The 16,284-nt window shown below is 70.7% G+C and carries 13 protein-coding genes and 1 pseudogene; 7 read left to right on the top strand and 7 right to left on the bottom strand.

Translation table 11 applies throughout. The features are described from left to right. Positions 1-45 precede the first annotated feature (45 nt). The 4 genes from AB0G10_RS18950 to AB0G10_RS18965 all read right to left on the bottom strand — a co-directional run bounded on the left by AB0G10_RS18950 (position 46) and on the right by AB0G10_RS18965 (position 6,638). Positions 46-558: an SUKH-4 family immunity protein gene (locus AB0G10_RS18950; RefSeq protein WP_360922814.1), complete on the bottom strand. Its 513-nt coding sequence runs from the start codon at positions 556-558 to the stop codon at positions 46-48. A 162-nt stretch (positions 559-720) separates the two neighbouring features. After that, the gene (locus AB0G10_RS18955) at positions 721-1,233 is read right to left on the bottom strand and encodes a hypothetical protein (protein WP_360922817.1); all 513 of its coding nucleotides are present in this window, start codon (positions 1,231-1,233) and stop codon (positions 721-723) included. Positions 1,234-1,235: 2 nt separating this feature from the next. Then, entirely contained in the window at positions 1,236-5,519 is a 4,284-nt protein-coding gene (locus tag AB0G10_RS18960) for a polymorphic toxin-type HINT domain-containing protein (protein WP_360922820.1), read from the bottom strand. Positions 5,520-5,585: 66 nt separating this feature from the next. Continuing rightward, entirely contained in the window at positions 5,586-6,638 is a 1,053-nt protein-coding gene (locus AB0G10_RS18965) for a hypothetical protein (RefSeq protein ID WP_360922823.1), read from the bottom strand. A gap of 342 nt (positions 6,639-6,980) precedes the next feature. Between AB0G10_RS18965 and AB0G10_RS18970 the strand changes: the two genes are divergently transcribed. Both AB0G10_RS18970 and AB0G10_RS18975 read left to right on the top strand, forming a co-directional pair. Next, a complete protein-coding gene (locus tag AB0G10_RS18970; RefSeq protein ID WP_360922826.1) occupies positions 6,981-9,299 on the top strand; it encodes a ricin-type beta-trefoil lectin domain protein in 2,319 nt (772 codons plus the stop codon). 92 nt (positions 9,300-9,391) lie between these two features. Further along, positions 9,392-11,476 carry an acyltransferase family protein gene (locus AB0G10_RS18975; protein WP_360922829.1) on the top strand — a complete coding sequence of 695 codons (2,085 nt, stop codon included), beginning with the start codon at positions 9,392-9,394 and terminating at the stop codon, positions 11,474-11,476. 16 nt (positions 11,477-11,492) lie between these two features. On the opposite strand, the gene AB0G10_RS18980 is transcribed toward AB0G10_RS18975, so the two are convergent. Next, positions 11,493-11,933: a hypothetical protein gene (locus tag AB0G10_RS18980; protein WP_360922832.1), complete on the bottom strand. Its 441-nt coding sequence runs from the start codon at positions 11,931-11,933 to the stop codon at positions 11,493-11,495. 191 nt (positions 11,934-12,124) lie between these two features. On the opposite strand from AB0G10_RS18980, the gene AB0G10_RS18985 reads away from it, so the two are divergent. From AB0G10_RS18985 to AB0G10_RS19005, 5 genes and pseudogenes are all read left to right on the top strand, one after another. Beyond that, positions 12,125-12,436, top strand: coding sequence for a hypothetical protein (locus AB0G10_RS18985; RefSeq protein WP_360922835.1), 312 nt, complete (start codon positions 12,125-12,127; stop codon positions 12,434-12,436). A gap of 57 nt (positions 12,437-12,493) precedes the next feature. Next, a complete protein-coding gene (locus AB0G10_RS18990) occupies positions 12,494-12,811 on the top strand; it encodes an STAS domain-containing protein (protein WP_360922837.1) in 318 nt (105 codons plus the stop codon). Beyond that, on the top strand, positions 12,808-13,089 hold the full coding sequence (locus AB0G10_RS18995) for a hypothetical protein (protein WP_360922840.1): 282 nt from the start codon (positions 12,808-12,810) through the stop codon (positions 13,087-13,089). Before AB0G10_RS18990 ends, AB0G10_RS18995 begins: the two co-directional genes overlap by 4 nt. 39 nt (positions 13,090-13,128) lie before the next feature. Next, a pseudogene (locus tag AB0G10_RS19000) lies at positions 13,129-13,254 on the top strand (hypothetical protein); the annotation flags it as partial. Positions 13,255-13,423: 169 nt separating this feature from the next. Further along, on the top strand, positions 13,424-14,269 hold the full coding sequence (locus tag AB0G10_RS19005) for a hypothetical protein (RefSeq protein WP_360922843.1): 846 nt from the start codon (positions 13,424-13,426) through the stop codon (positions 14,267-14,269). A 344-nt stretch (positions 14,270-14,613) separates the two neighbouring features. Here the strand turns inward: AB0G10_RS19005 and AB0G10_RS19010 are convergent, their stop codons facing one another. Next, positions 14,614-15,168, bottom strand: a complete 555-nt coding sequence (locus AB0G10_RS19010; RefSeq protein WP_360922845.1) for a sugar O-acetyltransferase — start codon at positions 15,166-15,168, stop codon at positions 14,614-14,616. 367 nt (positions 15,169-15,535) lie between these two features. Further along, a complete protein-coding gene (locus AB0G10_RS19015; RefSeq protein ID WP_360922847.1) occupies positions 15,536-16,231 on the bottom strand; it encodes an SDR family oxidoreductase in 696 nt (231 codons plus the stop codon). Positions 16,232-16,284: the final 53 nt, after the last annotated feature.

Here is a 16,284-nt window from a genome sequence, read left to right on the forward strand (position 1 = left end):
GCGCGAAACCGGTGGTCCGTGCCGGTCTGTCGACAACCTGACCGGTCAACTCCGCGGATCGTCCCAGTCGCAGTAGTACCCCTCGGCGACGTCCTCGCCGAAGACGCCCCAGAACCCGTCGTCCGCGTATCCGCCGTCGTCGATGGCACTGATCAGGTCACGGATCTCGCCGGCGACGCGGGCGCACTCCTCGGGGCCGGCGTCCTCCTCGTAGAACGGGAACCGGCCGACGACCGCCGCGACGCATCGGGTGAAGGCGGCGAGATCGCTGTTCACCCCGCTCGCGGCCGTGGCCTCCGCCGTGGGGACGTGCACGATCCGGCCCGTGCCGGCGTCGATGGCGACCCGGCCGAACGCCCCGCACGTACCGAAAGCGATCAGCCTCCCGGCATCGAGGATCTCGGCCTCGGGGAGCGCCAGATATTCGTACCCGATCATGCTCTTGGGAATGCCGACCTCCGCGAGAACCCTCGCGATCTCCGGGGGAGTGCCCGCCGGCGAGCCGAGCCGTGTCAGGGCGAAACGCGGCTTCGGGAGGATCGGGAAATGCTCAGTCATCCGGGCAGTCACCGATGCCCGGCCGCAGTACCGATGACGTGGAGAGCCGGCGGCCGCCACGCGGCGAGGGTCCGCTCCAACCGTGGCCGATCTCCCGCCGCGTCCCCCCATGGTCGCGGGAAGCCGGCGGGCGCGGTCACCCGTCGCCCGCCGGCATTCATCTCACTTCACTGTCGGGTTCGGTCGCGGCTGGGGCGGCAGGCCCGCATGCGGGACCGACTGGTCGATCAGACCGACCACCAGCGACAGCGCTCCACCGTCGTGCTCCCACCAGTCGAAGTTCGACGTGTAGACCACGGTGGGCCACTTGTCGGGGTCAGAGCCGGTCGTCCGCCAGAAGAACAGGTCCCCTTCGCTGGAACTGCCCCAGGGGAACAGGCCACCGGCCTCCGGATGGAACGTGTAGTCCTCCGTCATGTCGTCCTCGGCCAGGCCGCGCAACTCGTCCAGCCGCTCGAGTGTCGCCTCGAGGTAACCCTCCTCCTGGCCCGGGGCCGGCCCGAGAATGACGAGGAAGTCGTCGATCAGCAAGGGAGGGTAGTGGCTGGTGTACTCCCGGTAATCCGCCGGAAAGATGATCCCGAGGCGTTCCTGCACGAGATCCCAGTCGACCGGGCGAACGGTCTCCGAGCGGTGGGGGAGAAACGCGGGGGCCACACGCTCCAGATCGGCCACTGTCATTTGCACTCCGTGCTTCGCACGTTCTTGTTCTCCACCCACTGGTCGAAGAGCTTGCCGCTCTTGTCCGACGATGCGGTCATCTGGATCCCGGACGGCTCGAGGTCGGTCGGTGACCTGTACGTCAGCGTCCCGGTGTAGGTGACGACCTCCTTCCTCTTGAGCGCCTTGATCATGATGTACTCACAGCGCTTCATCCCACTCGTGTTCATCTTCGCGTATCCCTTGAACAAATTCTCGGTGACCGGGTGGCCGTTGAATTTGTCGCCGATGATGTGCGTCTTGTTCCACGTGGGATTACCGTCAGCATCCTTCGGGTTCGGGTCGGGGAAGTCAACGACAGGAACTCTGGAGATGTCCTCGCGGGCTGCGTTCGCCGGCTTGAGATCGTCGGGACAGATGGTCCCCGTCGCGCCGACGACGCGCTTGTTGGTGATCGGTGAGTACTTGTAGCGCTTATCCCGCGGCTTCGCGCATTCGCACGGTTCCTCGTCGTCGTTGTGCACCAGGACGGGCGTGCCGGCGGCCATCACGTAGTACGTGTGGATGTCGGCGACGGTGAGGTTGTGAACCTCGGTGCTTTCCTTGCGGTGCCGCACCGCGGTGATCTCCGCCAGGTCGCCGGTGCTCGTCCGCAGCTTCTGCTTCGCGGCGAGCCGTTCGGCGTCCACCCATTGCGCGAGCGCGGGGACCCAGAACGGGTGGTTGTGGGTGGCGGTGACGGTCGCCGTCGCGTCGCCGCGGTCGCCGTCGGTGTCGATCGTGACGTCGACGAGCTTCTTCTCACCGTCGCCGTCGATGGTCGCGGTGACCGGCTTGGCGATGGTGAGACCGGTGGCCGGGTCGGTGGCCATCACGAGGTCGCCGACGCGCAGGTCCTCGATGGCCTTGGTGGCTCCGCCGGGCAACAGGACCGGTGTGCCGGGCAGGAAGCTGTTCTTGCGAGCGCTCAGCGTGCACGAGTCCTCGCGGTCCTTCTTCTTTTTCTTCTTCCGGGCCAGCTCGCGCAGTGCGTCCCGGCGCTTCTTCGCATCCTTGACCCGGTCGAGGAATTTGATCAACTTGGGAACCAGCTTGGCGATCTTGTAGCCGGCCCGGACCGCTTTGATGCCGCCGAGCAGGCCGGCCAGGCTCCACAGACACGCGACGACATTGCCGTCACGAATGCAGGAGACCAGGTCACCGACGCCGGAAAGCTCCCAGAAGAGGTCCTCGGCCTCGGCCTTGATGAAGTCGAGGATGCTCAGTCCCGCCTCGGCCTCGGCTTGACGGAGCTGCTCGGCCTCCTCCGGCGTCAGGTACTCCCACAGCTCCTGTTCGGTGGCGTCCGGCGGGAGGTCGGCGGCCGCGTCGGCGAGTTCCTGCGCGGCACGCTCGCGTTCGGCCTCCTCGGCCCGGTCCGCGGCCTTCTGCGCGTCGACGGCGTGCTGCAGCGCGTTGGTGGCCGCGGTGGCCGCGCTGTCGGCGTGACGCTGAGCGTTGTCGGCCGCCGTGCGTGCCATGGCGGCATCGGCCTCGGCCCGGTCCGCGGCGCCGCGAGCCGCCGCGGCGTCGGCCTCGGCAGCGCTGGCCGCCTGGCTCGCCTGGTTGGCCGCGTTCTGCGCCTCCTGGGCGGTCCGTCCAGCGATCGCCGCGTCGTTCGCCGCCTCGTTGGCGGCCTGCCGGGCGGCGGCGGCGTCGGCGCGCGCCTGCGCGTCGGCGCGTCCCGCACTGGCTGCGGCGGCGCGTGCGGCGGCCCCGTCGGCGGCGGCCTGCGCCGCCGACGTGCGAGCCTGGGCGGCCGATTCCGCGGCCTCCGCCGCGGAGCGTGCCGCTGCGGCTGCCGAGAGATACGCCGGGCGGACCTGGCTGTCGGCGTTCTGGGCGGCGGTGTCGGCGGCCCGGGCCGCTTCGAGCGCTTCGGCGGCCCGGGCCTGCGCGGATTCGGCCTGCTCGGTGCCGATCACCTCGGCCTGGGCGGCGACCTGGGCCACGAAGTCGGCGTCGATGTCGGTGCCGGTGAACGGGCTGACCATGCCGATCGCGGTGTTCGCCGGCGCGGCGATGCCGGCCGACGACTGCGCCGCCGCGGCCGCGGACCGGACCGCGGATTCGGCCTGCTCGCTCGCGGCGACCGCCTCGTTGCGGGCGCCCTCGGCCTCGGCCTTGGTCCGGTCGGCCGCCCACAGCGCACGGACCGCCTGCTCGGCGGCCTGCCCGCTGAGACGCTGGGCCGCGTTCGCGGCCTCCGCGGCCTTGGTCTGCTGTGCGGTCGCCTCGGCGGCCTTCGCGTCGGCGCGGACCCGGGCCGCATGCGTGGCTCGGGCACCCGCCTCGGCCTTGTCGGCTGCCGAGTCCGCGGCAGCGGCGGCCGCCCGCGACTTCTCGGCGGCGGCCCAGGCGCGGTCGGCGGCGTCCTGCGCCTGTGTTGCGGCCGCCCGGGCGTTCGCGGCGGCGCCGGTGGCGATGTTCGCCTGCGAGCGTGCCGATCGAGCTGCGCTTCCGGCGATACCCGCTTGCCGGTCGGCCTCGTCGGCCTGCTCCTGGGCCTCCCGCTTCTCCTCGTCGGTGGCCGCGGAGGCCGCGGCCGCGCGCATCGCCTGGGCCCGGGCCTTGGCGGTCTGCTCCTCGCGCTCGGCCGCCATCGCGTCGTCGCGCGCTTGCCGCGCGATACGTTCCTGCTCCCAAGCCCGCTCGTCGGCGGCACTGGCGCCGTCCTCGGCGTCCTGTGCCCTGGAGCGTGCCTGGTCGGCGATCGCTGACTGCGCGTCGGCCTCGGCGCGGGCTTTGCGGGCGATGTTCGCCTGCTCCTCGGCCTCGGCACGCTTGCGTTCCGCCTCGGCGCGCTCCGTCTCGGCGATCTTCCGCTGCCGTTCCGCCTCGGCGGCCTGCGCCTGCGCGATCAGCTTCTGCTGGCGGACCTTCTCCGCCTCGGCCCACGCCTTGGCCTCGGCCGCCTGCGCCTGCTCCTTCGCGGTCTTCGTGCGCGCCGCCGCCGTCTTCGCGGCGTCGGCCTGCTTCTTCGCCGCCGCCGCCAGCTTCGCCGCCGCGAGCGCGTGCTCGGCCGCGTGGTTCTTCCAATCGAGGGCCAGCTGCGCGTGCGCCTTGGCCTTCGCCTCCGCGTCCTGCGCCGCGTTCGTCGCGATGGTCGCGTCGACCGCATGACCCGCGGTCGTGATGGCGCCGGCCGCCGCGGTGGCGGCCTCGCTCATCCCGACGGCCATCGCCGCCCACTCCACCCCATAGGTCAGGCCGGTCTCCTCCAGCACCTGCACCGCCGTCCGGGCGGACGCGGAGGCGGCCTGCGCGTCCTGAACGGCCTGCTGAGCGTCCTCCAGGTCGTTGGCGATCTGCTGCTTGGCCAGGTTCAGGTCACCGGCCTTGCTCGCGGTCGTGCCCGACCCGGCCAGAACCCGCTGACTGTGCCGGGCCGCGTTCGCGGCACCCGCCATCGCGTTCGCCGAGCGCTGCAGCGCGCGCACGCCGGCGCCGTGCGCCACCATGATCTGGACCCGGGCCTGGTTCGCCCGCTCCGCCCGCTTCGCCAGATCGCTCAGCTGCTCGGCGGCCCTGTTCCGCTCCTCCAGATCGGCCAGATACCGCTCCCGCGCCGCCGCGTCCGCCTGCGCCGCCACCGCGTACCCGGACTTGAAATACGCCTCGACCGCGGCATCGTCCCCGGACAACGCCAGCTCGGCGGCGGCCCGGACCTGCGAACCCTGCGCCGCGGCGGCGGCGAACACCCGCAACCGCTCGCGCAACTGCGCGGCCCGCTCCCGCCCGTCGTCGATCTTGGCTTGGTCACGGGCCCGGGCGATGTCGGCGCCATAGGCCAGGAACAACACCCGGTCCCAGTCGCTGCCCTTGTAGACCCGCTGCGCCTCGGCGTTGAAGTAGCCGTTCGGTATCCCCGTACCCAACAGGCTCTTGACCTTGGCGAGCCGCTCCGTCGCCTCCTTCGCCTTCCGGTCACTGACCTGCTTGGAGATCACCGGCATCTGCGTGAGCGCCCACTGCCGGATCGCCGCCGCATCACCGGTCGCCAAAATCTTCAGCGCCGCGTCACGGACCTCCGGCTCCTCGGTCAGCTTCGCCAGGTCCGAGATCGACTTCACCCAGCGCTCGTTGCTGGCGTTCACGCCGGTGCTGCCGTTCCACTCCTCGGTCACCAGCGGCGGCACCGGGATCGACGGCAGCTGATCCTCGGCGGCCGGTGCGGGAGCGGCGGTGGCCGGTGGCGCGTGCAATCCGGCGACGGCCACCACGGCGGCCAGTGCCGATATCAGAAATGCTCGTATTCTCATCTGATCCTGCCCATGCGTCAGCGCCCGGCCACCCGAATAATGGGTGACCGGGAGGGAAATAAAAGGTCAGGGCTGCATGGCGAGTTCGCCGGCCAGAGCCTGCTCGTAGAGGTTCGTCCAGTACGCGGCCTGCCCGGCGGCGTTGGTCTGCTCGGTCGCCCATTGCTGCGCGTTGGCCTGGGCGCTGTTGCCGATGGATTCCCAATTCGGATTGTCGGCGGACTCGGCGGCGGCCTGCGCCACCGCGGCCCAGTTCTCCGCCTGCAGATGCGCCACCTCGGCGGCGCTCTCCCAGGTGGACTTCGCCGGCGAGGCCTCGGCCGTGACCTTCTTCCAGGCGCGCAGGGCCTGCTCCTTGGCCAGCGCCTTCGCCTCGCCCTCGGCCTTGTTCGCGGCCTCCTGGGCGGCGATCGCGGCCGGCAGCAGCGTCTTCACGGCGGCCCGCCACTTCATGTCGCCGTTGATGCACTGCGTCTTCAGCGTGGTGAGGTCCACCGCGGCGGCGGCCGCCCAGTCGTAGGCGTAGAACTCCACCAGGTCGGCGTCGGTGGCCTCGGCCCGCAGCGCCAGCCCGGCGGCGGCCCGGACCTGCGGGCCCGGGTCGTGGTCGCGCAGGTGGGCGACGTACTCCCGGTCGCTCTGCAACAGCGCGGCGGCCTGCTCACCTGCGGCTTCCCGGGCGGTGCGGTCCCGCTGCATGGCAGCGGCATATCCGGTACGGGCGAACGCCTCGAGCGCCGAGGTCCCGTTGGCGAGCGCGAACTGGGCGGCCGCGTGCACCTCCGGGGCGTACTCGGCGGTGTGCGTGGCCAGGACCCGCCGGGCGAAGTCGGCGTTGCGCGCGGCGAGCTGCTCGGCGCGGCCGACCGCGTACGGCAGCCCGGAGCTGAGGAACCGGGCCACCAGGGCGGGCACCTGCTCCGGCTTCGCGGGCGCCAGCGCGTTCCAGGCCGCCGTGCGCACGAGGGCGCGCGGGTCGTAACCGGCCAGGTAGCGCACGTAGATGAGGTCCTCCGCGGCCTGGTCGAAGGACTGGGCGGAGACCGTGCCGGAAGCCCACGCGGGGCTCGGCGCCCACACCGGCGCGAGCACGCCGGGCACCAGCATCAGGGCAGCCATCATCGCAGCGGAACGAGTCCGCGCACGCGTATTCAATTGCACCATCCCCCGTTGTAAGTTACTGCGGAATCGCCGAAAACTTTCCTGAGCGCAAGTAAAACTAGATTGAGGAAGACGAATCCGCATGCTTTCTAGCACGCGCCTCGATCGTCCCGCTACCCCGGCATTTCTACATTGAAGTAGATCCTTGGAAGTCGCCTTGACGTCGGTGTATTGCCGTGGTTACGGTTCGACGGCCCGCGCCGGAGAGGCGCTACCGAGAGCGCCACGGGCGCGGTGACATGCGGCGGCGTCGGACCAGCCGCCTTCTCACCGACAACGGGGACTGCTTTGAACACAGCCATGAGGCGGCCACGCGTCCTGCGTGGACTGCTCACCGCGACCGCGACCGCCGCGCTCGTCACACTTCTCAGCGGGCCGGCCCTCGCCGCGCCGGCGCCCGTGCCCACCGTGCCCGCGTCACCGACGCAGGCGCCCGCCACCGTGTCCGCCTCGAAGGCCAAGGTCGCCGCGCCGGCGGCCGTGCAGGCCGAGTCCGCCGCCGCGGCCGAGGACGACGGCCTGCCCACCGACGAGGCGCAGAAGGTCCGCGCCGCCCGGGAGATCGGCATCGAGCCCGGCGAGGACTGGCTGAGCCAGTCCGACCGCAACTTCGTCTTCAAGATCTGGCAGAACTCGGCGAGCTTCCCGCTCATCCGGACCGCCGCCGAGCTCGCGCTGTCGGCGAGCAACGACACCATCGAGACGGTCTGCAAGGAGTTCATCCTGCAGGGCATCTTCGAGGCGAAGATCGCCGACGACACCAAGAAGATCGCCGACGAGGCCGCCGCCCGGCAGGCGCGTGACCTGAAGCGGGCGGCGTACGCGGCCGCGCGGATCACCGTCGACGCGGACGGCGAGATGCTGATCCTGCCCGAGCGCGACGTGATCTACGAGATCTGGAAGCGGGCGGCGGGCGCCCGGGTGAAGGCCGCCGCGCTGGCCGCGTTCGAGGGTGACGCCGCCGCGCAGCGCGAGTTCCTGACCAACGGGGTGAAGACCGCCGCCGAGCAGGACGTGCAGGACGAGATCCAGATCATCATCGACAGGGACAAGGAGCTGGCTGCCAAGCTGGCCCGCGAGGGCCGGATGACCGCGGCCGCCGCCGTGCTCGGCATCCTCGCCGACGCCGGCAAGCTGGCCATGACCGACGACAACTACGTGCGCTGGATCTGGGAGCAGGTCGAGACCGACCCGCGCCGCATCGAGATCCGCGCCGCCGCGGAGAAGACGATCCGCAGCAGCGACCCGGCGGTCTGGTGGAACTTCATCGACAAGGAGATCCATGCGGCGAACGGCAGGGACCGCGACCGGCTGCTCGCCGAGCGCGCCGCCGCCGACCGGCAGGCCGTGCTGAGCCTGCGGACCAAGGCCGGCGTCGACGGCAAGGACAACCTCGTCACCGCCGCCACCCACGCCCTGATGCGCAACGCCGACGGGATCAGCGACTTCCTGCTGCTCGGCCAGTACCAGGTGGCGCCGGACACCGCGAACCGGCCCAACGGCGGCAAGCCGTGGCAGTGGACCAACCTGAACTCCGGCAAGTGCCTCGCCACCCAGGATGACGCGGTCACCAACGGCAAGCTGCTGGTGCAGGCCGACTGCGCCGACTCGAACAGGCAGCGCTGGGTCGCGACGCGCACCTACAACACGACCGCCACGTACCGGCTCATCAACGCCTGGGACCGGACCAAGTGCGTCAGCCTCGCCTCGAACACGGCCGCCAACAACATCATGTTCGTGGTGCGGACCTGTGACAACGCCGCCGACCAGGACTTCTCGTACACGAAGGTGGGCGACAACTTCATCTGGGTCAACAAGCTGGTCAACCGGGCCATCACGGTCCAGAACGCCAGCAAGGTGGCCGGCGCGCCGACCCTCACGTTCGACGTGAACAACGGCGCCAACCAGCAGTTCTACGCCAACAACAACCAGCTGTTCGCCGGCGCCGAGCTGTCCGAGGCCAAGGTGCTGCAGCACCCCGTCGGCTTCGGCCTCCGGCTGCAGACCGACGGCAACGTGGTGGTCTCCAAGGGCCCGAAGGCGATCTGGTCCACGAAGACCACGACCGGCGTCCGGCTCGCCAACCAGCTCGACGGCAACCTGGTGCTCTACCGCGCCGACGGCGCCCCGGTCTGGACCTCGAACACCTACGGCAAGGGCCCGAGCACGCTGAAGATGCAGGCCGACGGCCACCTGGTGCTCTACCGCAACAGCGACAACGCGGTCACCTGGCGGTCCGGCATCTACGACCGGACCATCGTGAGCTCGTTGCACGGCAAGTGCATCACGGTCCCGAACGGGAACTACGAGCAGGGCGTGCAGCTCGAGGTGTGGACCTGCAACGGCAGCCCCTCGCAGGGCTTCATCTTCAACGACAACTTCCTCAGCCTCAACGGCAAGTGCATCGACGTGAACGGCGGAAGCTCCGCCAACGGTACGAAGATCCAGCTGTGGAACTGCAGCACCAGCGCCGCGCAGGTGTGGCATTACTACACCGACGACACGATCCGTAACCCGGCGACCGGCAAGTGCATCGACATCCCGAACGGCAACAAGGCCGACGGGGTGAAGCTGGCCCTCTACACGTGTGGAACCGGCGCGAACCAGAAGTGGCGGTAGTCCCGTCCTGATCGGCCCGGTCGCCGCGCGATGATTCGCGCGGCGACCGGCTGCCGTTCGGCCGCGGTGCACCGGTTGTTTCCCTGCGGCTGGTGCAATCCGGCGTGCTCGATGTGATCAACGCGTCGAGGCGGGCCGAGGCGCGTATCCCGGGCCGCCCCGGCTCCTCTCCCGGTTTCCGTCCCGACATCGAGGGGCTGCGCGCCGTCGCGGTCACCCTCGTGGTGCTGGCCCACGCCGGCGTCGGCCGGGTCGAGGGCGGCTACGTGGGCGTGGACGTCTTCTTCGTGATCTCCGGTTTCCTGATCACGGGTCTGCTGCTGGGGGAGCACGGCCGCACCGGCTCGATCTCGCTGCCCCGGTTCTATGCCCGCCGGGCGCTGCGGCTGCTGCCGGTCGTGACCGTGGTGGTGCTCGCGACGGTGGCGGCGGCCTGGTTCTGGCTGCCGGCCACCCGGTTCCGGGGGATCACCCTGGACGCGCTGTTCAGCACGTTCTACGGGATCAACTGGCGGCTCGCGGCCGAGGGCGTCGACTACATGAACGCCGGCGCCGACCCGTCGCCGCTGCAACATCTGTGGTCGCTCGCCGTGGAGGAGCAGTTCTATCTGGTCTGGCCGCTGCTCCTGCTGATCACCATCCGCAGCCGCCGCCTGCTGGTCGCCGCGCTCGGCGTGCTGATCGTCGTCTCGCTCGCACTCAGCGTGCAGCAGACCGGCACCTCGGCGCCGCAGGCGTACTTCGGCTCGCACACCCGCGCCTGGGAGCTCGGCTTCGGCGCGCTGCTCGCGGTCGCCGCCGCTCACCTGACCCGCATCCCGGCCCGCGTCGCGACGGCCCTGTCCTGGGCGGGTCTCGCGGCCATCGCCGCGGCAGCGTTCACCTTCACCGAGAAAACCCCCTTTCCCGGGTACGCCGCGCTGCTCCCTGCGCTGGGGGCGGCCGCCGTGATCGCGGGTCGCAACCCACTGCTCGGGGTCGCGCCGATGCGGTGGGTGGGAAAGCTCTCCTACGGCTGGTACCTGTGGCACTGGCCGGTCCTGACGATCTGGCCCGCCGCCGTGGTCCGCGACCCCTCGGTCACCCTGAACCTGCTGTTCGCGGCCGTCGCGCTGCTGCTCGCGCTCGCGACGTACCACCTGGTGGAGAACCCGTTCCGCAACCAGCCGCGGCTGCGGGTCCGCGCCCACCGCGGCCTGCTCGCCGGCCTGGCGTTCTCGCTGCTCACCGTCGCGGTGACGGTGGTGGCCGGCCGCTTCACACCGCCGCTGCCGACCGGCCCGGCCGCCCCGGGCACGGCCGCCGAGATCGCCGCGGCGGCCGACCCGCAGGCCCGCCTCACCGAGCTGATCACCGCGTCGTCCGGGCAGTTCCGGATGCCGTCCAACCTGCGACCGCGGATCGTCGACGCCGGCGCCGAGGACCCCGGCCACTACGCCGACGACTGCCACCTCGACTACCGGAGTACCGAGCTGCGGCCCTGCGTCTACGGCTCCGTCTCCGCCACCCGGACCCTCTTCCTCATCGGTGACTCGCACGCCGCGCACTGGTTCCCGGCCGTCGAGCAGGCTGCCCGCACCGAAGGCTGGCGCCTCGTCGCGCTCACGAAGGCGGCCTGCCAGATGCCGTCGGTGCTGAACTACAGCGGCCCGCTCAAACGCCCCTACACCGAGTGCGTCCAGTGGCGCGACGCCGTCCTGAACCGGGTCCGCGCCGAGAAGCCCGACCTGGTCGTGCTCTCCTCCAACGACAGCGACAACGGCGGCCTCGTCGGCGCGACCGGCGCCATCATGCCCCTGGACGATCACGACCCCTGGATGGAGGGCTGGCGGACGACCTGGGAACAGCTCGCCGGCATCCCGGTCGTGCAGATCCAGGACACCGTACGGCCGGTCGGCACCACCCCGGAGTGCCTCGCCGGGAACGCCTGGCAGATCCGCGCCTGCGACCAGACCAGAGCGGAGGGCATCGTCCGGCCGGGCCGGCGCGCGCTGATCGCCGAGGAGGCCCGCCGGGCCGGCATCCACGTGGTCGACCCGGCGCCGTGGCTCTGCGCCGGCACGGTCTGCCCGCCGATCGTCGGCGACACCCTGGTCTACCGGGACGGCAACCACCTGACGGTCGCCTACTCGCGGGCGCTGACCCCGCTGATCGAGCCGGAGATCTTCGGGCGATGAGACGCCGCTCACGGCCTCACGGCCGGAGCGCGAGCACCTCCGCCGTCGCGACCACGGTCGGGAAGGCGGTGGCGCCTCCGATCGCCAGCACCGTGCCGCCGGCCGTCGTGGCCGCGCCGAGGCTGCACCGGCCGCCGGGGATGCGGGCCGTCAGGGTCCGCCAGCGGCCGGTGCGGAGGCTGTAGACCTCGGTGGTCCGTCGTTGCGCGACGTTGGTGCCGGCCACTGTCTCGCAGCCGCCGACGGCGACGACCAGGGTGTCGTGGCCGCGCTCGACGACGGTCACGCCGGGCGCCCGCCGGGACTGGTGGAGGGAGGCCACCGTGGTCCACTTCCGGGTACGCGGGTCGTAGCGTTCCACCGCCGTGCTCGACCCGGACGCGGTGTCGAGGCCGCCGGCGCCACGGCCGGCCAGATCCGGAATCCGGTCATGCGGCTCAGCGTCCGCCCACGCCACCCGGAAAGGTATGGGTTGAACGCTCACCCTTGCTGTTCGTCAGGCGCCCGACCGGGTGAAGCCACCGTCCGCGTGCCGTCCCGCTGCAGGCTCCCTCACCAGCACCGGGCCCATCCAGTGTGATCGTTCCGAGGCCGTCGCTGCTCCGGGTTGGCACCTGCAGGCCCTTGTCTCGGGCCTAGCATCCGGACATGAACCCCTTCACCGTCCACCTGGCCCGCAGCCGCCGCCTCGCCCACGCCTACGACCTGCCGCAATGGGTTCTCGAAGGCGCCGAGTTCGACATGTCCCGGATCCCCGACGGCGCGCGGCACGTCCTCGAGGCGGAGACCCTGGCGGGCGCCGTCTTCTCGACCGCGGCGGTCCACAAGGCGGAGTGCGCGCGACATCGCTGCGACACCTGCGACACGCTGCGCGACGCGGTGGCCCTGGCCGTCGTGGTCATCCGGGCGGAGGTGGACCGCGACCTGGACGAGCTGCTGCTGGCCAGGCGGCAAGTTTGAATCAGTTGACTGTGGACATCCACGGGCCGGTCCCGAGCTGGACCGGGGGAGGACTCGATGGAGACGCCGTTCGCCGTGGTCAGGCGGGACGAGGGGGCGGGTGTGTCCCGGCTCGTGGTGACCGGCGAACTCGATCAGCACACCTGCGACGACCTGGCCGCCCGGATCGCGGGCGCGGCAGCGCGGATCGACGCCACCGAGATCGTGGTGGACCTCGGGAGGGTGACCCTTCTGGCCGCGGCCGGCGTGCGGGCGCTCCTGCAGGGCCGGGAGGCCGCCGCGCTGACGGGCCTGGGCTTCCGCGTCGTGAACGCGACCGGCATCGTCTATCAGGTGCTCAGGATCAGCGGGGTCAGCAGGACGCTGATCGGATGACGCACGGCCTCCGAGGACGTAGGCGAACGTCGTACAGGTCAACCCGTGACCGGCGCCGCCGCCCACCGCGCGGATCGGCCGCCTGCTCGCCGGGGACCGGGAGGCCGGCGCCGTCCTGGGAATGGTGCGCTCCTTCGACGGCCGGCCGGGGGCGGGACGAGGGCCCGAACCTGCTCGGCTGGCATCTCGGCCGCGCGGTTCTCGACTTCCTGCACGCCACCCGGGCGGTCCTGGACGTCGACGAGTACGACATGACGCCGGAGCACGCCGAGGGCTGATTTCCGTTATCCGGGGGCTGCGGCCCGACATCAGTAGGCATGTCCGTCCCTGAGCTCGTCCGTGCGGCCCAGCGCGGCGACCGTGCCGCGCTGGAGCAGTTGCTCACCGATCACCTCCCGCTGGTGTCCGATGTGGTCGGCCGGGCGCTCAACGGCCACGCCGACGCCGACGACGTGGTGCAGGAGACTGTCATCCGGGTGATACGGGGCCTGCAGTGCGTGGACGTCCCCAACTCCTCGACGACCGCCGGCACCCAGCTGTGGCAGGTGCGGCGCCGGCGCCAACCAGACCTGGTCGCTGACCGCCTCCTCGGCGGCGGCCGGCAAGTTCACGGTGAAGAGCGCCGTGAACGGGCTGTGCGTCAGCAACAAGGACGGCTCGACCGCCGGCAACAACCCGATCGTGCAGGAGGCCTGCTCGGACATCGCCCGGATGCAGTGGTCGTTCACGGCGGCCGGCAGCGCCCCCGGCCAGTGGTCGAACACGGCCGACGGGTTCGCGCAGGGCACCACCGGCGGGGCCGGCGGCACCACGGTCACCGTCACGAACTTCGCCGACCTGGTGAAGTACGCGACGGCCTCGACGGCCCACATCATCCGCGTCTCCGGGACCATCACGGTGACCCCGTACGGCCACGAGATCCCGGTCAAGTCCAACAAGACCATCGTCGGGCTCGGCACCACCGGCCGGATCAAGAACGGCGGCTTCTTCCTCGGGACCGGCGTCAAGAACGTCATCATCCGTAACCTGACCATCGGCGACACGGCGATGGCCTCGGACGACCCGGACGACAAGGACTTCGACTACGACGGCATCCAGATGGACACCGCGTCGAACGTCTGGATCGACCACAACACGTTCACGAACACCAACGACGGCTACATCGACAGCCGCAAGGACAGCACGAACATCACCGTCTCGTGGAACCGGATGGGCGACCACAACAAGACCTTCGGCATCGGCTGGACCACGAACGTGACCGCGCGGATGACGATCCACCACAACTGGATCTACAACTCCAACCAGCGCAACCCCAGCGCGGACAACCTGCAGTACGCGCACCTCTACAACAACTACCTGAACAACGTGACGTCCTGCGGCAACTACGCCCGGGGAGACGTCGGGATCGGCGTTCACCCCGCCGTGCCGGGCCGTCGCCCCGGCACACTGTCCGGGTGATCAGTCTGCGGTGGTACAACGCCCGCGAACGGCGGCGCCTCCTCGATCCGGTCGAGTTGGAGGCGGTCTACTTCGCCGTCGATCCGGCGACGAAACCGGTCTTCGAGCACGGCGGGGTGATGGTGTGGGTCAGCGGCCCCGACGAGTGCCGGGCCGAGCGGCGCTTCCGGGGGCGGGATCTCCACCTGGTCGAGGGTGGCAATCTCCTGCCCCGGGCCAGAGGACTCGAGATCTTGCGTACGCCGGAAGCGGCCCGTCCGTGGGTGCACTCGCTGGACTGGCGGTGGAGCGCCGGGCGACTGAACCTGAGACGACGGGGCCTGAGACGACGGGGCCTGAGCTGTTCAGGACGGCGGTTTCAGGCGCTTCCGCTCGACGATGCTCGTGGCCGTCACGACGCTCAGCGGCGGCACGTCCTTCGCCACCACGGCGCCCGCGCCGACGACCGAGCCCCGGCCGATCGTCACACCCGGCGTCACGGTGGCGGCCGCGCCGATCCACACGTCGTCCTCGATCACGATGGGGGCGTGCGTGATGTAGTCGAACCGCTCGTCCACCTCGACCGGATGCCCGGCCGTGCTCAGCGTCACCCGGGGCCCGATCATGACGCGGTCGCCGACGGTGATGCCGCCGTAGTCGAGGAAGAAGCAGCCCTGGTTGATGAACACCCGCTCGCCGAACCTCGCCCCCAGCCCGTAGTCGCAGTGGAACGGCGGCAGGATCGACAGCGACTCCGGCACCGGCCCGCCGAAGATCTCGGTGAGCAGGGCGCGGCGCGCGCCGAGGTCCTCGAACGGCAGCGCGTTGAGCCGCGCCGACAGGGTCATCGCGACCTGCACCCGCTGCGCGAACGCTCGCGATTCGGCCGTCCGCGTCGGGAGACGCTGCTCGTTGCGCACGAGCCGATCGTGGCACATGCCCGCGGCCGTCACTTGCTGACGTCGCCGCGTGAGCCTGCCCCGCCGTCTGGATCGGCCGCATGATCCCCGTGATCGACGGCTGGGTCGAGGTCCGCCCGGTCCTGCGGGCCTGACCCCCCACCGGGGGGTGACCGGGCTCACCGCCGCCGAGGAATGAACCGAGGGCCCCGGCCGTTGTGAATCATTGCCGGTGTGCCCAGTGTCCCAGGGCCTCACCACTTATGCCGTCACGGAATACCAGTCCGGCTGGAGCCGTGCCGCGCCACTCGCCGATCGGCGACCTGCACACCGGCACCGCGTGGCATCAGCCCGGCGCCGATGGAAGGCGCCGGGCTGATGTGTGTGTTCACCAGGGAACGACTCCGGCGTCGTCGAAGAAGCCGCCTCGGGGGCCGTCGTCGGGGAGGGTCGCCAATCGGAGAGCGATGGCGGCGCCTTCCGCGGGCATTCGCGAACCGGCGTAACCGGTGAATTCGGTGGCCACATAGCCGGGGCAGGCGGAATTGACGATGACGGGCGTCTCCGCGAGACTCCGTGCGTACAGTGTGGTGATGCTGTTGAGCATCGTCTTGGATGACGCATAGGCTGCCAGAATGGGCCCGGTCCGCAGCGTCAGCGAGCCCATGTTGCTCGACATGTTGACGATTCGCGGCGATTCCGAGCGCAGGAGCAGCGGCAGCATCGCGTTGGTGACCCGCAGCACGCCGAAGACGTTGGTGTCCAGCACGGTGCGTAGAATGCCGAGGTCGAGCGAGGTCGTCTCCTGCGGGAAGCCGCCGGCGATGCCCGCGTTGTTGACGAGGACATCGAGCCGGGACAGTGAGGCGGCGGCCGCGGCGACGCTTTCGTCGGAGGTGACGTCCAGGGCGAGGCCGAACGCGTCCGCCCCTTCGGCGCGCAGTTTCGCGACGGCCTCCTCGCGGCGTTCGAGGTCGCGCGCCCCCACGGCGACTCTGAAGCCCATCGATGCGAGACCCTGGGCGATGGCAAAACCGATTCCCTTGTTCGCGCCGGTGACCAGCGCGGTTTTGGTGCCGTTCATGAAAGCGATGTTCCGCCGGCCCGGAGGAAAGGTCCAACACCATTCGGGTACGC

This window comes from Actinoplanes sp. NPDC023714 (genome assembly GCF_040639855.1).
In the GTDB taxonomy this organism is placed as follows: domain Bacteria; phylum Actinomycetota; class Actinomycetes; order Mycobacteriales; family Micromonosporaceae; genus Actinoplanes.

Coding starts and splice junctions, on each gene's coding strand:
- AB0G10_RS18950 (WP_360922814.1), bottom strand. CDS start 558: ATGACTGAGCATTTCCCGATCCTCCCGAAGCCGCGTTTCGCCCTGACA.
- AB0G10_RS18965 (WP_360922823.1), bottom strand. CDS start 6,638: ATGGCTGCCCTGATGCTGGTGCCCGGCGTGCTCGCGCCGGTGTGGGCG.
- AB0G10_RS18970 (WP_360922826.1), top strand. CDS start 6,981: ATGAGGCGGCCACGCGTCCTGCGTGGACTGCTCACCGCGACCGCGACC.
- AB0G10_RS19015 (WP_360922847.1), bottom strand. CDS start 16,231: ATGAACGGCACCAAAACCGCGCTGGTCACCGGCGCGAACAAGGGAATC.
- AB0G10_RS18995 (WP_360922840.1), top strand. CDS start 12,808: ATGACGCACGGCCTCCGAGGACGTAGGCGAACGTCGTACAGGTCAACC.
- AB0G10_RS18990 (WP_360922837.1), top strand. CDS start 12,494: ATGGAGACGCCGTTCGCCGTGGTCAGGCGGGACGAGGGGGCGGGTGTG.
- AB0G10_RS18985 (WP_360922835.1), top strand. CDS start 12,125: ATGAACCCCTTCACCGTCCACCTGGCCCGCAGCCGCCGCCTCGCCCAC.
- AB0G10_RS18960 (WP_360922820.1), bottom strand. CDS start 5,519: ATGAGAATACGAGCATTTCTGATATCGGCACTGGCCGCCGTGGTGGCC.